Genomic DNA, 16,002 nt, shown 5'->3' with positions numbered 1-16,002 from the left:
TCTTTTAGAATATTAGCTTTTTTTCCTCTGCCTCAGGTGTATATCCTAAAGAATTATATAGTTCCATCATCTGTAAATATTCGTGATAATGAGTATCCTTATCAGTCCATTCCATAACTTTATATATTTTCCCAGAATTCAATATTTCTTCAATTTTGTTCACTGCTTATTCCTCCTCAAAATTTAACTTTCATTTATTTCTCATAATATCATACTTTGTAATTATTTACACCATGATAATCACAAAAATAACGCAGACAATATCTCTATCATCTGCGTCATTCTTCTAATGTTTTTTTGAAATATTTACTCCATTTTCTTTCAATCTTTACTCCAAATTTACTCCATTTTAAAAATCTGTTACGATATTTTGCGGTATTCTATGATACCCTTTCTTTGAAGCAAAGTGTCCGTAAATCTTAATTTTCAGCAAACATTTCAATATTTCCAGGCATTCTCTTATGAAACATCAACAGTTCCATAAGCATATATTCTGTTGTGAGATTTTCTCTCAAATTATTTCTGCACTATATAAAGGCTATTTATTCCTGATTCTTCTCTGGAATCACCCTGTTTTATTGCTGTTTTAAGACTTTATTTTATATGTTTTTTCTATGTAATTATATTTTTAGTATCATTCGAGTATCACAGAACGGAACTCTCATACAGTTTCAGCGCTACCCTTTCTGTGGAACTTGTCCAGGTATTACTGAATGAGCTGACTCCGTTACCATGCAACGCACTGTTGTAGATCCTCTCATCATCCAGGAACTCTCTGAGAATCCGGCTCCTGCTGGGCTTCCGAAGCTCTCCCAGACCTTTTCTTTCCCACTGTCTGACCGCTTCCATGGACAAGCCCAGATCTTTCCCGATCTCCTTAAAGGTCAGCCCCTCCTGGTATCTTTTCCGGATGATCTCCGGCTCATTCCCTGGCAGAGTATCCACCATAGGCCACAGAACCGCTTTTAACTGCTGCCTTTCCATATTGTCCAGTACATCTGCATACTGATCCGTCTGATCGGCCACAGCATCCCCTACAGATATACCGCCGTCCTCTACCAGGTAAGGAATATCAAGACTTCCGATTTTCCGCATCTGCTCCGCCTTCTGAATGCCCTGTAGAACCTCTTCTGAACACCCCAGGTAATAACAATACTCCCTACTGTTCGGCAGCCTGCCTATGTGCATTAGAAACGCGCTCTGCAGATCCCGGTATTTCCGGTTCCGTTCCCCTGAGTGGACAGGAAGCCTTACAGTACCATTATTCTGTATATACCTTACCATCTGCTGCCGGATCCAGAAACGGGCCCAGGTCAGGAAGCTGGCGCCTTTCTCATGGTCATAGGAATCTACGGCCTTGCTGATCGCAAAGTATGCTTCCTGCTCAAGATCTTCCTGCTCTGCTACTGCTGAATACTTTCGGGCAAGCTCTACGATTATAACCCGGCACTGCTGCCAGAGAGCCAGCATATTCTCTGCCACATTCTCCCCGGCGCGGATCCGGAGCACAAGCTGTTCATTGGTCATGATGTCCCTCCAATCAAACACGCCCCATACTGCGGAGGATACAGTACAGGGCGCATTTATCAAATGAATCTTCTTTTAAACTGTCTTATTTTCCTGATAGTAGATAGCCAGCTTCTTATTATCCAGAACATGAGCATCATACACCACACGTCCTTCAATCAACTGTCCACTAATTCCCGGCGGATCCTGATGTGTTTTATAATCAGCCAGCTTGGTGGGAGCTACTGTCGCACATGGATGTGCCACCATAAAGCCAAAATTCTCAGGTACACGTTTCTTGGACACCTTAACAACATTCATACCGTCAAGATTAGAAATAACACCTTTTAAGCGCATATCTTCACCAATATTTGTACTAAGAACAATTTCTTTGCTCTGCTTCATAAGCTGATAGACTTCCGGGACTACCAGAAGAACGCGCCCTGCTTCATTCACCTCTGCGTTATCCAGCGCAGTAGTTGCCTTGATGATTTCAGTATAAATGTTTTCAGCGGTAAGTTTCACAGCTTCAGGCTTTGTTCCTGCACCTTTACACATCACATCATACACACGAGCGTCCACCTCCGGCACGACAACCTCTCTAAGCTGTCTTGCAAGTGCTGTAGCTGCTTCTAATGCTCTTCCGGTTTCGTCACTGTCCAATTTATCAATGACAAAAGTAAAAGATCTGTCTTTTAAGATCATCATTGACTGTGTTGTTGCTGCTAAGTTTTCAATAGCACCATAACGTGACCCAGTGGCACCAGAGCCCGTTCCGGCTCTGTCATAATCGTTCATGGCAGAAGTGCCAATCTTGTACACTTTGATTGTATGCGCACCCGTCCAATCAAAATCATTATTTGTAAGAAGGCTTTTCTTACTTTCTGACGAAAATAATTCGTCAACATAAGGCAGATATTTTGTAACTAATTCTATAGCCATTTATATTTTTCCTATCCTTTCAGCCCCATTGCTGCCCTGATAGAAGCATCTGAGCCCATCGCCTTTCCATTAGTAGGTCCAACAGCATTGCGAATCGGCTCATTCATCCTCTGAGCCATTGGGGCGATAATCTTAATAACTTTGTCAATAGTTGCTTTGTCCATTCCTTTGAGCTCATCAGCCAGAGTTTTATCCAGACCATTTTCTTCAATCCTTTCTCTGGCATACAGCGCCAGTTCCCGGGACTGCAGGTCTAATTCTCGCTGATCTGGCTCATTTGCTACTTTTACCCTTGCAAGACGATCCTGGACAATTCGGTTTACTTCGTCTTGCGTAAACGTCCTCTCAGTAGTCTGATTGGTCGTTGCCTGTCCTTCATTTGTCTGGGTTACAGTTGTTTTGTTATCTTCCATGTGTCCATGTCCTTTCCCCGCTTTACGCCCGGTCGGCTTTACGAAAAGAGATTATTATGAAAACAGAAATGAGCAAATAAAAAAGGCGTAAGAAATAATCAGCTATATTCCGATTACTTCCCACGCCTCAAAGGCTTACACCAGAAGAGGTAAAACTCTGGTGCGGTACTCTTTTATTCTATTTGCTCTAAAACGATTATATCATAATGAACTCAAAAAGAAAAGATGTTTTTCAGCGCTGTTGTTTCGTTTTCTCTTGGTTCGCTCTTGCTTCAACTTTCATTACTTCTCGTAGTTCCCCCGTTGTTCGTTTATCAATTTTCTCTGTTCGCTCACTGTTCGTTTCTCAGAGTTCATTACATTTTTCAGGCAAATATAGGCTCTTTTAAACCGTCCTTCCTGAACCTTTGGAATCTTACATGATAAAAGTATAGGCTCAAGCCTTTTCAGTACCTCCTGAAGCTCCTGAGGGGTTTCATAGGACACTTTTATTTTAACACTCAGCTGCAGTCACCTCTTTCTGTATAATCTTACCCGGCAGTATTGGTAGCACGCCGGGGCATTGCTCCACGATCTCATATATAACAAATATCCTGCCACCGTCCCGGATCAGACTGTTGGCGCAGCATAACCAAGATCAGTAGCAGGGGTACCGGCTCCGGGGTTACGTTCCCCGGTATTGCGCCGGCGCAAATATTTATTTTCTTCTCCTGGCACGTTCCGCACGTTTGCCCTCGATAAATCCATAACTAAAAACATCTGATAAAATAAAGGGGGAAGTATACTCATTCTTATTTTTTTCTTTCAGTTCTTCAAATATCGCATACTCTTCTGTCCCCGGACATCCCTTTACATACTGATATTTTAATATATTCAGCATCCATAATGCCTTCCTTCGCTGTCTGCAACGCTGCAGCAGTTCCACAGTTTCTTTCATTCCTTCAGGTATATTCGTAGAAAACTCCTGTAGTTCATCATCATCCAAAGTTAAATAGCTTTCTGCAATATCTAAATATTTATTATAGTTCTTATTATCCTGATTAATTACCAATGAATCTGTTTCTTTTTCATAAAACAAAGTTAATTCACCTATCTTGGCGCCATGTTCCCACTGTTCTAAGAAAGAAGCTACCTGCTGCACCGTCAGATCAGATACACTGCAGGAAAAGATACGCAATTCTTTGTTTACTAAATTATATTTCATAAAACACTTGTCCTTTCTGCCGGAAAAGTGCTACACTATGTATGTGTTTGGTGTGTAGCTCCGGCTATGCCTGCCCTTGTATGAGTTGGCACTTATACAGGGGCTATTTTTATCCTTCATAAGCTGTCACAGATCCTGCAATGCAAAATCTTTTCCCACCAGGCGAATCAACAACACATTCTGCAAGATCATCCGCCAAGTTATCTACAATCCTTAGACGTGTGTTGATACAGCCTAAAGTATCATCAAGCCGTTCTAATACATTTACTATCTTTTCCAGGGAATCTGCTATGCAGTCCAACGACTTCGGATTTCCTTCCTTGTTCTGACCTGTCACTTTAATATTGAGATCACCATAATGCTCTTTCAGAACATTTACCGCCATCTGGGACACATCATATATATGGCTGATATTGTCTGACTTTTTGCTATTCGGATTATAGACAACAACCCTTATGTTTCCTGCGTATTCCTCATCTTCCTCAAACAATGACAGAATATACTGCTGCACTTCCTCTACCAGATCTTCCGTTCTTATCCATATTTTCGCTTCATTCATGCTTACTGTCCTCCTTACTCGTTGATTGCTCCCTATATACACTGAAAATATCGCCCAATACGGTGAAAACCCTTGATTTTACAGGCTTTTACTTTCTCGTTGGTATCCCCCAGTAAACGCCAGTTTATTTTCTTTACTCGTTGGTATCCCCCAGTAAAGCAAACTACTATAAAATAAGGATTTTTACTTTACTCGTTGATTTTCTCAGTGTCTTTAAGAGATATGTAAAACTTCTTGTCTTTTCCATAGCCTACTGACCAGGTATGTGTTTTGTTTTCTTTCCGCAAAGCCGCCTTTGCTTCTTTAAGGGCATTTTTACTAATTTCTTCAACCTTTGCCAGCTCATCAAGCTCCTTGACTTCCATTTGCTGATGTTCATTCAGAAGATCTAAAATAAATTCTTTTGCCTCCTCTGCTGCTGGAGCGTTATTTTTAAGTTTTGAATCTTCCTGAATAAACTCTTTATCTTTTTTCTTAGAATAACTCTTGAATATTGGAACTCCGTCCCTCAGCTCAAACAATGCGGTTTCCTGCAGCTTTCCCCAGTTTGATTTCTCATGAGATATGTAACGCAGCCCTTCACTGTTTGGAACTGTCCCAACCATCAAAACAGACCTTGAGGCGTCCCATATGTCCGAACTATCAGCAATGCGCTTTCTTCCCCAGACATTGCTTTGCTTATTAGCATGAGCGATTATGATAGAGGTTGTTTTATACGTCTCTCCGTATCCGATCAGGGGCGAAAAGCATTTTCTCATAGCATTTCTATCCCCCATCCTGAGATTTGCCGGAACAAACGCCTGTACCGGGTCATAAATTACAGTATCAGGTCTATTGGTTTCTATGATTCCTTTTAATAGATCGCCGTCAAAGTTTAGATCTGTAAAACGTTCATCCTCAGGACCCATATATAAAACACGGCTCATATCTGCACCGTTGTTGATCAATCTTTGCTTTAAAACATAGTTCCAGGAATCTTCTGCAGAAAAGACAACAACATTTTGAGGATCTGTTTTAAAAGGGCACTGACCATTTAACAAAAAAGACTGATTCCCTGTTGTCAAACAAGCCACAATAGAGCACCACAGAGAAGTTTTTCCCACTCCGCCCTCCCCGGCGATTGTAGTTATTCCATATTTAGGGATATATCCGGGTATCAGCCATTCCGGTTCCTTTATCTCCACTTCGTCAGCATTATCAAGGTGGAAATCTGGTATTTTTACAGACCTGGCTTTACCTTTGTCACAAACTACACCAAATTGTTTTTCCTGAACTGATTTAATAAGATCAATAGCTGCTCGTCGCTCATCCGGTGTAAGTCCGCCTTGCTTTTCTGCTTCCACTTCTCCATTTCCTCCTTTCTGTGTAGCTCCTCAATGTTCCTCTCTCGTTCTTTCGTTCCTGGCCGGAAATACTCACAATATTCCAGGTCAAATGCTCTGTACTCCTCTTTGGGAAGAATCTTCCGCAGCTCATTAAATATACAGGGCGTAAACTGAATACAGGCTTCCTGATACTGCTTGAACAGATCAACGCCCCAGTTTTCCCGGTTCCTGACAAGCTGCAACAACTCATTATAATGCTCAACTGTCATTTTCACCGCCTTCCTCATATCCATAATATTTCTTTCGGAAGAACGCAACCGGAACCTTACCGGATACAGTCAGATATCCTGCTGCCTTCAGCTCCGCATTCATTTCCCGGATCAGGCCGTAAGCCTTGCCATCCGATACGCCGCAAACCTCCGCTACTTCCCTGGCTGTTAAATACTGTTTCTTCATGCTCTCACTCCTTTCTGATCTTACCGACATAATCCCGTCTGCCAGTGGTCCAGACTTCGCCGTTCTGATCTACCAGAAGACTTTTACCATTTTCCAAAGCCATATTGATGGAAAAGGCATCCCAAGCCGGTACGGGGTTCATGTTTGTTCGGATCATAGGGAATCATTTCAAGAATCATCATGGTTTCTTACCTCGTTCTTTCGTCTCTAAGCCACCGCCCCCGGTGCTTTATTCAATGATTTCTGTTACTTTTTGCTGCGTACTCGATTTGGGTACTCAGCTTGCCTTCATCTTTGCTCAATGATTTCTGTTACATCAACACCAAGAGCTTTGGCAATCTTTTTTCCGACTTCATCAGAACAACTTCTTCCGGACTTAATGCCGTTGACTGTTACTCTGGAAATACCTGCTTTTTCGGCAAGCTGCTTCTGGGTCATATCCTGACGCATAAGCTCTGTTGTTAATTTGAATCTGTCAATTCTCATTTGTTTTATCACCTCGCTTAATCATTTGATTATATACGAGTTATATCATAGTCTTTTGATTAAGTCAAGCATTTTTTATAATCTTTTGATTGAATCTTATGATTAATTATGATATCCTAATTTTATAAGAGAGGTATTTTTTATGACATTTTCGGAAAATTTAAAACAAATAAGAATAAATAAAGGGTTTTCACAAAAGGAAATAGCTGAACGACTTGGTGTTTCCCAACCAAGTTATGCACAATATGAGAACGGAAAGCGTAACCCCAAATTGGAGACTGTAAGAAAAATAGCTGAGGCACTTGGTGTATATATATCCGATTTAGTTGTTGATTGGAAACAATACGGTTCTTCTGAGTACGCTCAGGACATTATAAATGACATTACACAAAACGTTATAAGTTCAGCAGAAGAAGCGGTTTTTTCTGGAAAAGAGGTTATGCGTGATTTAAAAGAAACTTTTATAATTTCTGACTTTAGGAAACTCAACAAGGAGGGTCAAGATAAAGCAATAGAACAAGTAGAGTTGTTGACTAAGATCCCAGAATACCGCAAAGACACTGAGGAATAGGTGTGTCCAAAATTGGCTACACCACCTCAAGCCCAAATGGGTGTAAGTCAATGAACATACCACGAAATCGGTGTTAGCTCAGGGGTAAATTCCCCAGTCACCCCGTTCATCCTGTAGGACAAGCTAAGCTCAAAATTGGCTTGGGGATATTTTCCAGTCAGAGGAGAGAGCAAAATTGCGCTGGGCTATAAGAGGAGAATTATCATTGCACAAAATTGTGCAGTGAAAAGGTTTCCCCATTTTTGGGGAAACCAAAAAAAAGAAAGGGAGTAACGAAATGCGACACCCTTTTTCATCACAAGGATAGAAATGTTGTTCACACCCTTTTTCGCAAATATGTGAAAAAACTACCATTAACGGTGAACAAAGCATTCGCCCATGTTATGCAGTAACGATTCGTTACCCCATAGTTATCCACTCAAATTTGAGCCCATACCATGACAATATAATATGCTTACCCGGGGAGCCGGGGGACGAGCTGCACCCGTTCCGAGCCTGTCGGAGGTGGTGCCAATGAGTACATATGAGGAATTAAGCCTGATTGTAAGCGTTGCCTTATTAATCGTTGCAATTCTGAATCTTACCCATAAAAAATAGCCCGTCCTGACCCTGCAAAAGTCGACGAGCTATTTTCAATAGTTTTTCATTTCGCCGGGGCGGGGAAGTAGTGGTTCCCTTCCGGCTCTCCTGTTAAGTATATTATATGTCATACAGAAAAATTCGTCAACCTTCGTTTTTAAGCCACCGCCCCCGGCCAGAACGGAGGATATTATGCCATCATATTTTGACGAGAAAACAAAGACCTGGTACTGCAAATTCTATTATGAAAACTGGCAGGGTCAGAAGAAACAGAAGATGAAACGAGGCTTTAAGCTCCAGAGAGAAGCCAAAGACTGGGAGCGGAAGTTTTTAGAACAGTTTGCAAGGAATCCTGATATTTCCTTTCAATCCCTGTATGGACGCTATAAGGAATATATCACACTTCGGATCAGGGAGAGTACCGCCCAGTCCCGGTTTAATATGATTGACAATCATATTGTACCTTACTTCAAGGACCGGATCATATCAGACATCACTCCAACTGACATTATGGAATGGCAGAATGTTATGCTGCAGAAAGGTTTGTCTGACACCTACCTGAATCAGATCAACATTTACCTGAAAGCAATATTTTCTTATGCGGTTGATTATGTGGGGCTGTCAAAGAATCCTTGTGGGAAAAGCATTGGCAGCAAGAAAACCCGGCAGCTTAATTTCTGGACGCCAGAAGAATATCATAAGTTTATAGAGCAGTTAAGCTCTTGCAAGGATTCGTATAACAACCTGGCCTTTTTTACAATCTTTGAAATTCTGTACTATACCGGAATGCGTGTGGGAGAATTACTGGCTCTTACTCTGCAAGACATTGACTTTAAAGAAAACAAGATCAGTATCAATAAAGGATATTACCGAATCACAGGAAAAGACCTTATAGACAAACCAAAAACTATTCACGGAGAAAGAGTTGTAGATATACCGGACTTTCTTGCCCAGGAGATCAGGGAATATGTTTCCCATCTCTACGAGCCTGATCCAACAGCAAGACTTTTTGAAAAACGTCCTCAGTATGTCCGCTCTGTGTTGAGAGATCGCGCTCAGAAAGCCGGTGTAAAAGAAATCCGGGTTCACGACCTCAGGCACTCTCATGCTTCTGCTCTGATCAACCTTGGAGCCAATCCGGTACTGGTAGCGGAACGCCTGGGACACGAATCGCCGGATATCACCCTTAAGATTTATTCACACCTGTTTCCGAATCAACAGAGAGATATTGTTGCAAAAATAAAGAAAGTCTGAACTTTAGTATCATTTTAGTATCACAGATAAACAAAGAGCCTGAACTCCTTATATTTTATAGGGTCAGGCTCTATTTTCATATTTATTTCTGCACGATATTGATAATCTTCTTCGGAACGTAAATCTCCTTAATGATGGTTCCGGTCAGTTTATCTGCCACTACTTCCTTTGCTTTTGCAAGAGCAGTTTCCTTGTCTGCATCAACAGGAAGAGCAACTACACCTCTTGTCTTGCCATTGATCTGCACCGCGATCTCAATGGTGTTCTCAACTGTTTTTGCCTCGTCATACTCCGGCCATGTCTGCTGGTATACATAACCTTCATAACCGCAGGTATTCCAGATTTCCTCTGTAATATGAGGAGCTACAGGATTGAGCAGAAGCAGGAAAGCTCTGTACTCGCCCTTTGTAATGCTGCCTTTTTTGACAAAGTCATTGAGAAGAGCCATAAGGGCTGCAATCGCTGTATTGTACTTCAGATTTTCGAAGTCATTGCTTACCTTCTTGATGGTCTGGTGCATTTTTGTCTCCATATCGCTGCTGAAGCCATCGCCATCCACCAGAATATCCTGAAGCTTCCATACACGTTCCAGGAAACGGCGGCAGCCTTTTACACCATTCTCAGACCAGGATGCGCTGAGCTCAAAAGCTCCGATAAACATCTCATAGGTACGAAGGGTATCTGCGCCGTAGTCATTTACGATCTCGTCCGGATTTACCACGTTTCCGCGGGACTTGGACATTTTCTCGCCATTTTCACCAAGGATCATGCCGTGGGAGGTACGCTTCTGGTATGGTTCTGCACAGGGAACAACCTTGTTGTCATAAAGGAATTTATGCCAGAATCTGGAATACAGAAGATGGAGGGTTGTATGCTCCATTCCACCATTGTACCAGTCAACCGGAAGCCAGTAATTTAACGCCTCAGAGCTTGCAAGCGCCTCTGTATTCTTTGGATCTGTATAGCGGAGGAAATACCAGGAGGAACCTGCCCACTGAGGCATAGTATCTGTTTCACGTTTTGCAGGACCGCCACAGCACGGACAGGTAGTATTTACCCAGTCTGTCATAGCTGCCAGTGGTGATTCTCCGTTATCAGTAGGCATATAGCTTTCTACATCCGGAAGCTCCAGAGGAAGCTCACTCTCCGGAAGAGCCACATAACCGCATTTATCACAGTGAACAACAGGGATTGGCTCGCCCCAGTAACGCTGACGGGAAAATACCCAGTCTCTCAACTTATAATTTGTTTTTCCTGTTCCAAGTTTTTTCTCTTCCAGCCAGTCAATGATCTTTTTCTTTGCTTCTGCCACTTCCAGTCCGTCCAGGAACCCGGAGTTTACCATTTTGCCTGTAGCAACATCTGTAAAAGCTTCCTCCTGTACGTTCTCTCCGCCGGCTACTACTTCAATGATCGGAAGATTAAATTTTTTTGCAAATTCCCAGTCACGGGTGTCATGAGCCGGTACTGCCATAATAGCACCTGTTCCATAGCTCATCAGTACATAATCGGAAACCCAGATCGGGATTTCTTTTCCGTTTACCGGATTCACTGCACAAATTCCGTCAATCTGAACACCTGTCTTGTCTTTTGCAAGCTCAGAACGCTCAAAATCAGATTTTCTTGCTGCCTGTTCCTGATATTCCCGGATGGCATCCATGTTTTTAATCTCGTCTTTGTATTTTTCCAGCGCAGGATGTTCCGGAGAAACTACCATATAGGTTGCTCCAAAAAGGGTATCCGGTCTGGTAGTGTAAACTGTAAGCTTATCCTCTTTACCTGCAATGGCAAAATCAACCTCTGCTCCCTGGCTCTTGCCGATCCAGTTTTTCTGGGAAACCTTTACACGCTCAATGTAGTCTACATCATCAAGACCTTCCAGAAGCTTTTCTGCATAGTCAGTGATCTTCAGCATCCACTGGCTCTTAACCTTGCGGACAACCGGTGCGCCGCAACGCTCGCATACACCGTTGACAACCTCCTCGTTTGCAAGACCTACCTTACAGGAGGTACACCAGTTAATAGGCATCTCACTCTTGTAAGCAAGACCTGCATTAAACAGTTTCAGGAAGATCCACTGTGTCCATTTGTAGTATTCCGGATCTGTAGTGTTTACTTCTCTGTCCCAGTCAAAGGAATATCCAAGGGAATGAAGCTGCTCTTTGAATCTTTTTACATTATTTGCAGTTACGATCTTCGGATGGATCTTATTTTTGATGGCGTAGTTCTCAGTAGGAAGACCGAATGCATCCCACCCCATCGGATAAAGAACATTGTAGCCCTGCATTCTTCTTTTTCGTGCTACGATATCAAGTGCTGTATAAGGTCTCGGATGTCCTACATGAAGTCCCTGTCCTGACGGATAGGGGAACTCTACCAGAGCATAATATTTCGGTTTGCTGTAATCATCTGTTGCAGCAAAGGCTTTGTTGTCATCCCAGACTTTCTGCCATTTTTTTTCAATCACTTTATGATTGTAAGGTACTGCCATTGTTTTTTCCTCCTTGCATAAATGGTCGCATCCTCCCGGAGCATTTTTTATCAGAAAAGGCATACAGACTGTACTGCTTTTATGATAAATAAAAAGCCCTTATCTCTGTATTTAGAGACGAAGGGCTGAATTCCGTGATACCACTCTAATTCACCGGATATACTCCGATGCACTCATTGAATCTGTAACGGGATTTCCCGTCCAAAGCTACTTTCTGTTCACTTCGGCAACTCCAAGGCGAGTTCAGAAATATCCTCTCCTGCCTTGCACCACCCGACAGGTCTCTGAAAAAGGAAAACTTTTCCTACTACTCCTCTTCTTCGTCTTTATCTTTAATAATTCTAACGATTCCCCTCAGGTTTGTCAAGAATTAATTTACTTGACTTTATTATATCGGGGGGGGGTAAAATGAAATTGATACACTAAATACGTTTAAAGATGAATAATTTAAAAGTGAGGGCTAAAAAAATGACAACCAAAAAAAATAAACTATGGCCGATACTGGCATTTTTTATTCCGGTCGCACTTATGATGCTGATCTATGTCTGCATTGGAATTCTGCCAACGGGAGAAAAAACTGTTCTGACCATAGATTTAAACACACAATATATTGCATTTTTTTCCTATTTAAGAGAAATGCTTACAGGTGATAGAGGATTTTTTTATTCCTTTTCCAAAACATTAGGCGGAGATATGGCCGGTTTAAATGCCTATTATCTTATGAGTCCGTTTAATCTTCTGCTGCTTTTGTTTTCCACGGAACAGCTTCCTATAGCTGTTGAAATAATCACATTGTTAAAAATCGGGCTTTGTGGTCTTGCTTTTTATCTTTGTATTACAAAAAATAAAACTTGGCACGGATTAATTTTCTCTACTTCATATGCACTGATGGCCTATAATATAGTGTATCAGCAAAATATTATGTGGCTAGACAGCGTAATCCTTCTTCCGCTGCTTGTTTTAGGAATTCAACGTATCATAAAAGAAAGAACTCCTTTTTTATATTTATTTTCCTTATTTGGCTGCATAGTAACAAATTATTACCTTGGCTTTATGATTTGTATATTTTCAGCTTTGTTTTTTTTATACCAGTATTTATGCTGCACCGAAAAACAAAACAAAAATATTGCAGTTCTTTTTCAGTATGGAGCATCATCCATACTTGGCGGCGGACTTGGTATGTATGTAATTCTTCCTGCTTTGAAATCACTACAAGGAGGAAAAGCTGTCTTTGATATATCTATGCTGACAATGAGTAAAGTTTTTCCATTACGAGATTTTCTGTCAAAAATATTTATCGGTTCTTTCGATTATGGTCAAATAGTTACCGGACAGCCTCATAGATATATTCCACTGCCCAATATATACTGTGGAATGATCGTGCTAGTATTTGCAGGAATATTCTTTCTTAATAAAAAAATTCAAATACAAAAAAGACTTGGTATGTTCTTTCTGCTGACCATTCTTCTTGCTTCTTTTTATCTGAAAGGTCTGAATATGATCTGGCATGGCTTTAATGAACCAACCTGGTTTCCTTTTCGTTTCAGTTTCTTATTCAGCTTTTTGCTTATTTATGCCGGATGGCACGGATATTGTGCTGCGGAAAAAGTTTCCATACGTTACAATTTTGTATCTCAGGTAATGATATATATATTTCTGTTGATTTGTGTTTTCCTTACCTGGAACAGACCTTATGATTTTTTGATGCCCCAAAAATACCTGGTAAGTATCTGCATTGCAACAACAGGCGGCATAATTTTTCTTTTGTATCTGAAAACACAAAAGCAAAGTTTATTTTTAATGCTGTTACTCTTGGGATGTACAGAACTTTTTATAAACGGACATCTCTCTCTGAGCGTCTTTAACTATGCAGATTATGGTGACTATGTTGCACAGGTGCAAGAAGCAGAACCTGCAATTAATTATATAAAACAGCATGACAATGACTTTTTCCGTATGGAAAAAACATTTGGAAGAAAAGAATGTGATCCTATGTTACTGAATTATAAAGGTCTTTCACATTACAGTTCTTGCGAAAAAAATCATATTAAATATTTTATGGGACAGTTAGGTTTCCGAAACAATGGGAACTGGGCTTATTATAACCGCGGCTCCACATATGCTGCCGACAGTCTCCTGGCTGTAAAATATCTCTGTTCAGAAACGGAATTAGGTTACCCTTATGAACTTCAGGAAACAATAGGAAAAGTAAAAATATACAAAAATCCCTATGCACTTCCTTTTGGTTTTATGGCAGATGATTCTGTTTTAGATGTTTCCATAGATAATCCGCATAAATTTCAGTTACAAAATGAATTGTGGAATTCCATGGAAAACAGTATAGGAAAAGATTTATTTTTCCCGGAAAAACTTAGCGACATACAGTTAATCAATATGGAAAAATCACAGGACTCACCCTATACCTACAATAAAATTGATCCTGATCACTTAGGATCTGTTGTTTATACATTTACAGCCCAAACTGATAATCCCGTATTCGCATGGTTTGGAACCGAAACAATGAAAGCTGCTAAAATTTATGTAAATGGAAAATTGCTGGGAAAATATTTTGACCCTCATTACTATGATATTCTACGTCTTGGAAATTTTAAAAAAGGCGAAAATGTCAAAATCGAAATTTTCCCTCTTACAAACAGTCTTTCCCTTACAGATGCATGGGTTTATTATCAGGATATGAATGTTACTAAAGACTATTTCCGTCTGCTTTCTCAAGAAGGATTAAAATTAGAAGTTGCATCTGATGATTTCCTCTCGGGGGTGGTAAATAATATTTCCGGAAAAAATCTTTTGTTTTTAACCATACCATTTGATAACGGTTGGAAAATTTTTGTAGACGGAAAAGAAACCTCTGCTAAATCTGCAATGGGCGTTTTTATGTCTGTAGAAATCCCGGAAGGAAAGCATCAGATTACTCTTAAATTTGAAGCACCCGGTCTGAAACAGGGTATATTGATCAGTTCGATTTGTGGCGTTACTATTCTTATATGGGTATTTCTGCACAGAACTAAAAAAAGAATGAAAAACAAATAAATTATGCTCTTTCATCAAAAAGATCTCCTCTCAAGATATATCTCTTATTTGCTTAGTATCCAATAAGCAAAGTACATATCATGCAGGAGATCTTTTTTAATCCCAGTTTATATTGCTATCATTTTTTCATTTTTAAAAGATCTTAATATGATATTCCGTGCTTCCCTAGCTTTTTCCTTATCCATATTTTCCACCTGTTCCAGGGGATAATTAAGTCCAAGCTTTTCATACTTTGCTTTTCCCATCGTATGATAAGGAAGAATCTCCAGACCTTTCAGATTGCGAAAACCGGCAAGCAGTTTTCCAAGAGATTTTAAATGCGTTTCATCATCTGTGATTCCAGGCACCACCACATGACGGACGATCATGGGAATCTCTTTTTCTTCCAGGGCGCGGGCAAATTCCAGCACATGTTTCTGTCCAAGACCTGTAAGGTTTTTGTGACCTTCTTCATTGCTGTGCTTAAAATCCAGAAGCACCAGATCCAGAACCTCAAAAAGCCTGTCAAATTCTTCCTGTCGCTCTTTGCGGTACATGATTCCGGAAGTATCCAGACAGGTGTGGATGCCTTGTTTTTTTGCTTTCCGGAAAAGCTCTGTCAGAAAGTCAAGCTGCATAAGAGGTTCTCCTCCGGTAGCAGTGATCCCCCCGTTTTTATAAAAAACTTCATTCTTCCTGTAGGCTTCCAGAATTTCATCCGCAGTCATTTGCTGTCCCTGACCCGGTTTCCAGGTATCCGGGTTATGGCAGTACAGGCATCGCATGGGACAGCCCTGAAAAAATACTACAAAACGAACTCCGGGACCGTCAACGGTCCCGAAGCTCTCTGTAGAATGAATATATCCTTTATGGTTATATTCCTCTGCCATATGCTTACATTCCTTCATGGAAGGTTCTGGAAATAACCTCGTCCTGCTGCTCTTTTGTCAGCTTATTGAAGTTTACCGCATAGCCGGACACGCGGACAGTCAGCTGCGGATATTTTTCCGGATGTGCCTGAGCATCCAGAAGAGTTTCTCTTGTAAAAACATTTACGTTCAGATGATGGCCGCCTTTTTCTGCATAGCCGTCAAGTAAGTTTACCAGGTTGTCAATCTGTGCGTCGCTGATATTCATAATCATTTCCTCCTGTTATATAAATAAATTCTGTAAAATCATTTATTGT

General features: G+C 40.8%; 17 protein-coding genes and 1 other annotated feature. Of the genes, 3 read left to right on the top strand and 14 right to left on the bottom strand.

The window, feature by feature from the left end; all coding sequences use genetic code 11:
• Positions 1–4 precede the first annotated feature (4 nt).
• From LU279_RS06265 to LU279_RS06215, 11 genes are all read right to left on the bottom strand, one after another.
• A complete protein-coding gene (locus tag LU279_RS06265; RefSeq protein ID WP_274421673.1) occupies positions 5–163 on the bottom strand; it encodes a hypothetical protein in 159 nt (52 codons plus the stop codon).
• Positions 164–645: 482 nt separating this feature from the next.
• Positions 646–1,527: a sigma-70 family RNA polymerase sigma factor gene (locus LU279_RS06260; protein WP_274421672.1), complete on the bottom strand. Its 882-nt coding sequence runs from the start codon at positions 1,525–1,527 to the stop codon at positions 646–648.
• 75 nt (positions 1,528–1,602) lie between these two features.
• Positions 1,603–2,448, bottom strand: coding sequence for a hypothetical protein (locus tag LU279_RS06255; RefSeq protein WP_274421671.1), 846 nt, complete (start codon positions 2,446–2,448; stop codon positions 1,603–1,605).
• Positions 2,449–2,459: 11 nt separating this feature from the next.
• Positions 2,460–2,861, bottom strand: coding sequence for a hypothetical protein (locus LU279_RS06250; RefSeq protein ID WP_274421670.1), 402 nt, complete (start codon positions 2,859–2,861; stop codon positions 2,460–2,462).
• A gap of 697 nt (positions 2,862–3,558) precedes the next feature.
• Entirely contained in the window at positions 3,559–4,065 is a 507-nt protein-coding gene (locus LU279_RS06245) for a hypothetical protein (RefSeq protein WP_274421669.1), read from the bottom strand.
• A 109-nt stretch (positions 4,066–4,174) separates the two neighbouring features.
• Positions 4,175–4,624 (bottom strand): hypothetical protein, encoded by a 450-nt coding sequence (locus tag LU279_RS06240; protein WP_274421668.1) that lies wholly within the window; start codon positions 4,622–4,624, stop codon positions 4,175–4,177.
• A gap of 188 nt (positions 4,625–4,812) precedes the next feature.
• Positions 4,813–5,967: an AAA family ATPase gene (locus LU279_RS06235; RefSeq protein ID WP_274421667.1), complete on the bottom strand. Its 1,155-nt coding sequence runs from the start codon at positions 5,965–5,967 to the stop codon at positions 4,813–4,815.
• Positions 5,874–6,218 (bottom strand): hypothetical protein, encoded by a 345-nt coding sequence (locus tag LU279_RS06230; RefSeq protein ID WP_274421666.1) that lies wholly within the window; start codon positions 6,216–6,218, stop codon positions 5,874–5,876. The genes LU279_RS06235 and LU279_RS06230 overlap by 94 nt, the downstream gene beginning before the upstream one ends.
• Positions 6,208–6,405, bottom strand: a complete 198-nt coding sequence (locus LU279_RS06225) for an ICEBs1 excisionase (protein ID WP_156353236.1) — start codon at positions 6,403–6,405, stop codon at positions 6,208–6,210. The genes LU279_RS06230 and LU279_RS06225 overlap by 11 nt, the downstream gene beginning before the upstream one ends.
• Before the next feature lie 4 nt (positions 6,406–6,409).
• Positions 6,410–6,562: a hypothetical protein gene (locus LU279_RS06220; RefSeq protein WP_274421665.1), complete on the bottom strand. Its 153-nt coding sequence runs from the start codon at positions 6,560–6,562 to the stop codon at positions 6,410–6,412.
• Positions 6,563–6,693: 131 nt separating this feature from the next.
• Complete coding sequence (locus LU279_RS06215; RefSeq protein WP_274421664.1) at positions 6,694–6,891, bottom strand: helix-turn-helix transcriptional regulator; 198 nt, start codon at positions 6,889–6,891, stop codon at positions 6,694–6,696.
• 142 nt (positions 6,892–7,033) lie between these two features.
• Between LU279_RS06215 and LU279_RS06210 the strand changes: the two genes are divergently transcribed.
• Together LU279_RS06210 and LU279_RS06205 are read left to right on the top strand one after the other, a co-directional pair.
• On the top strand, positions 7,034–7,462 hold the full coding sequence (locus LU279_RS06210; protein ID WP_156353230.1) for a helix-turn-helix domain-containing protein: 429 nt from the start codon (positions 7,034–7,036) through the stop codon (positions 7,460–7,462).
• A 771-nt stretch (positions 7,463–8,233) separates the two neighbouring features.
• Complete coding sequence (locus LU279_RS06205) at positions 8,234–9,295, top strand: site-specific integrase (RefSeq protein WP_274421663.1); 1,062 nt, start codon at positions 8,234–8,236, stop codon at positions 9,293–9,295.
• Between the two features lie 82 nt (positions 9,296–9,377).
• Here LU279_RS06205 and leuS read toward each other — a convergent pair whose 3' ends face one another.
• Entirely contained in the window at positions 9,378–11,786 is a 2,409-nt protein-coding gene (gene leuS, locus LU279_RS06200; RefSeq protein WP_274421662.1) for a leucine--tRNA ligase, read from the bottom strand.
• Positions 11,787–11,896: 110 nt separating this feature from the next.
• Positions 11,897–12,116, bottom strand: a binding site (T-box leader).
• Between the two features lie 108 nt (positions 12,117–12,224).
• On the opposite strand from leuS, the gene LU279_RS06195 reads away from it, so the two are divergent.
• Positions 12,225–14,837, top strand: coding sequence for a YfhO family protein (locus tag LU279_RS06195; RefSeq protein ID WP_274421661.1), 2,613 nt, complete (start codon positions 12,225–12,227; stop codon positions 14,835–14,837).
• 107 nt (positions 14,838–14,944) lie between these two features.
• Here the strand turns inward: LU279_RS06195 and pflA are convergent, their stop codons facing one another.
• Both pflA and grcA3 read right to left on the bottom strand, forming a co-directional pair.
• On the bottom strand, positions 14,945–15,706 hold the full coding sequence (gene pflA, locus LU279_RS06190; RefSeq protein WP_274421660.1) for a pyruvate formate-lyase-activating protein: 762 nt from the start codon (positions 15,704–15,706) through the stop codon (positions 14,945–14,947).
• Positions 15,707–15,710: 4 nt separating this feature from the next.
• Positions 15,711–15,953, bottom strand: a complete 243-nt coding sequence (grcA3, locus tag LU279_RS06185; RefSeq protein WP_022066536.1) for an autonomous glycyl radical cofactor GrcA3 — start codon at positions 15,951–15,953, stop codon at positions 15,711–15,713.
• Positions 15,954–16,002: the final 49 nt, after the last annotated feature.

This window comes from Blautia sp. XA-2221 (assembly GCF_028767025.1).
In the GTDB taxonomy this organism is placed as follows: Bacteria; Bacillota; Clostridia; order Lachnospirales; family Lachnospiraceae; genus Blautia_A.
Note: the sequence above shows the minus strand (reverse complement) of the source record. Positions and strands in the feature narration are given on the sequence as shown.

Excerpts from the sequence above, each read along its gene's own strand:
- LU279_RS06240 (WP_274421668.1), bottom strand. The coding sequence starts at position 4,624 with ATGAATGAAGCGAAAATATGGATAAGAACGGAAGATCTGGTAGAGGAA.
- leuS (WP_274421662.1), bottom strand. The coding sequence starts at position 11,786 with ATGGCAGTACCTTACAATCATAAAGTGATTGAAAAAAAATGGCAGAAA.
- LU279_RS06245 (WP_274421669.1), bottom strand. The coding sequence starts at position 4,065 with ATGAAATATAATTTAGTAAACAAAGAATTGCGTATCTTTTCCTGCAGT.
- LU279_RS06225 (WP_156353236.1), bottom strand. The coding sequence starts at position 6,405 with ATGAAGAAACAGTATTTAACAGCCAGGGAAGTAGCGGAGGTTTGCGGC.
- pflA (WP_274421660.1), bottom strand. The coding sequence starts at position 15,706 with ATGGCAGAGGAATATAACCATAAAGGATATATTCATTCTACAGAGAGC.
- grcA3 (WP_022066536.1), bottom strand. The coding sequence starts at position 15,953 with ATGAATATCAGCGACGCACAGATTGACAACCTGGTAAACTTACTTGAC.
- LU279_RS06220 (WP_274421665.1), bottom strand. The coding sequence starts at position 6,562 with ATGATCCGAACAAACATGAACCCCGTACCGGCTTGGGATGCCTTTTCC.
- LU279_RS06255 (WP_274421671.1), bottom strand. The coding sequence starts at position 2,448 with ATGGCTATAGAATTAGTTACAAAATATCTGCCTTATGTTGACGAATTA.
- LU279_RS06230 (WP_274421666.1), bottom strand. The coding sequence starts at position 6,218 with ATGACAGTTGAGCATTATAATGAGTTGTTGCAGCTTGTCAGGAACCGG.
- LU279_RS06205 (WP_274421663.1), top strand. The coding sequence starts at position 8,234 with ATGCCATCATATTTTGACGAGAAAACAAAGACCTGGTACTGCAAATTC.
- LU279_RS06210 (WP_156353230.1), top strand. The coding sequence starts at position 7,034 with ATGACATTTTCGGAAAATTTAAAACAAATAAGAATAAATAAAGGGTTT.
- LU279_RS06215 (WP_274421664.1), bottom strand. The coding sequence starts at position 6,891 with ATGAGAATTGACAGATTCAAATTAACAACAGAGCTTATGCGTCAGGAT.
- LU279_RS06195 (WP_274421661.1), top strand. The coding sequence starts at position 12,225 with ATGAATAATTTAAAAGTGAGGGCTAAAAAAATGACAACCAAAAAAAAT.
- LU279_RS06250 (WP_274421670.1), bottom strand. The coding sequence starts at position 2,861 with ATGGAAGATAACAAAACAACTGTAACCCAGACAAATGAAGGACAGGCA.
- LU279_RS06260 (WP_274421672.1), bottom strand. The coding sequence starts at position 1,527 with ATGACCAATGAACAGCTTGTGCTCCGGATCCGCGCCGGGGAGAATGTG.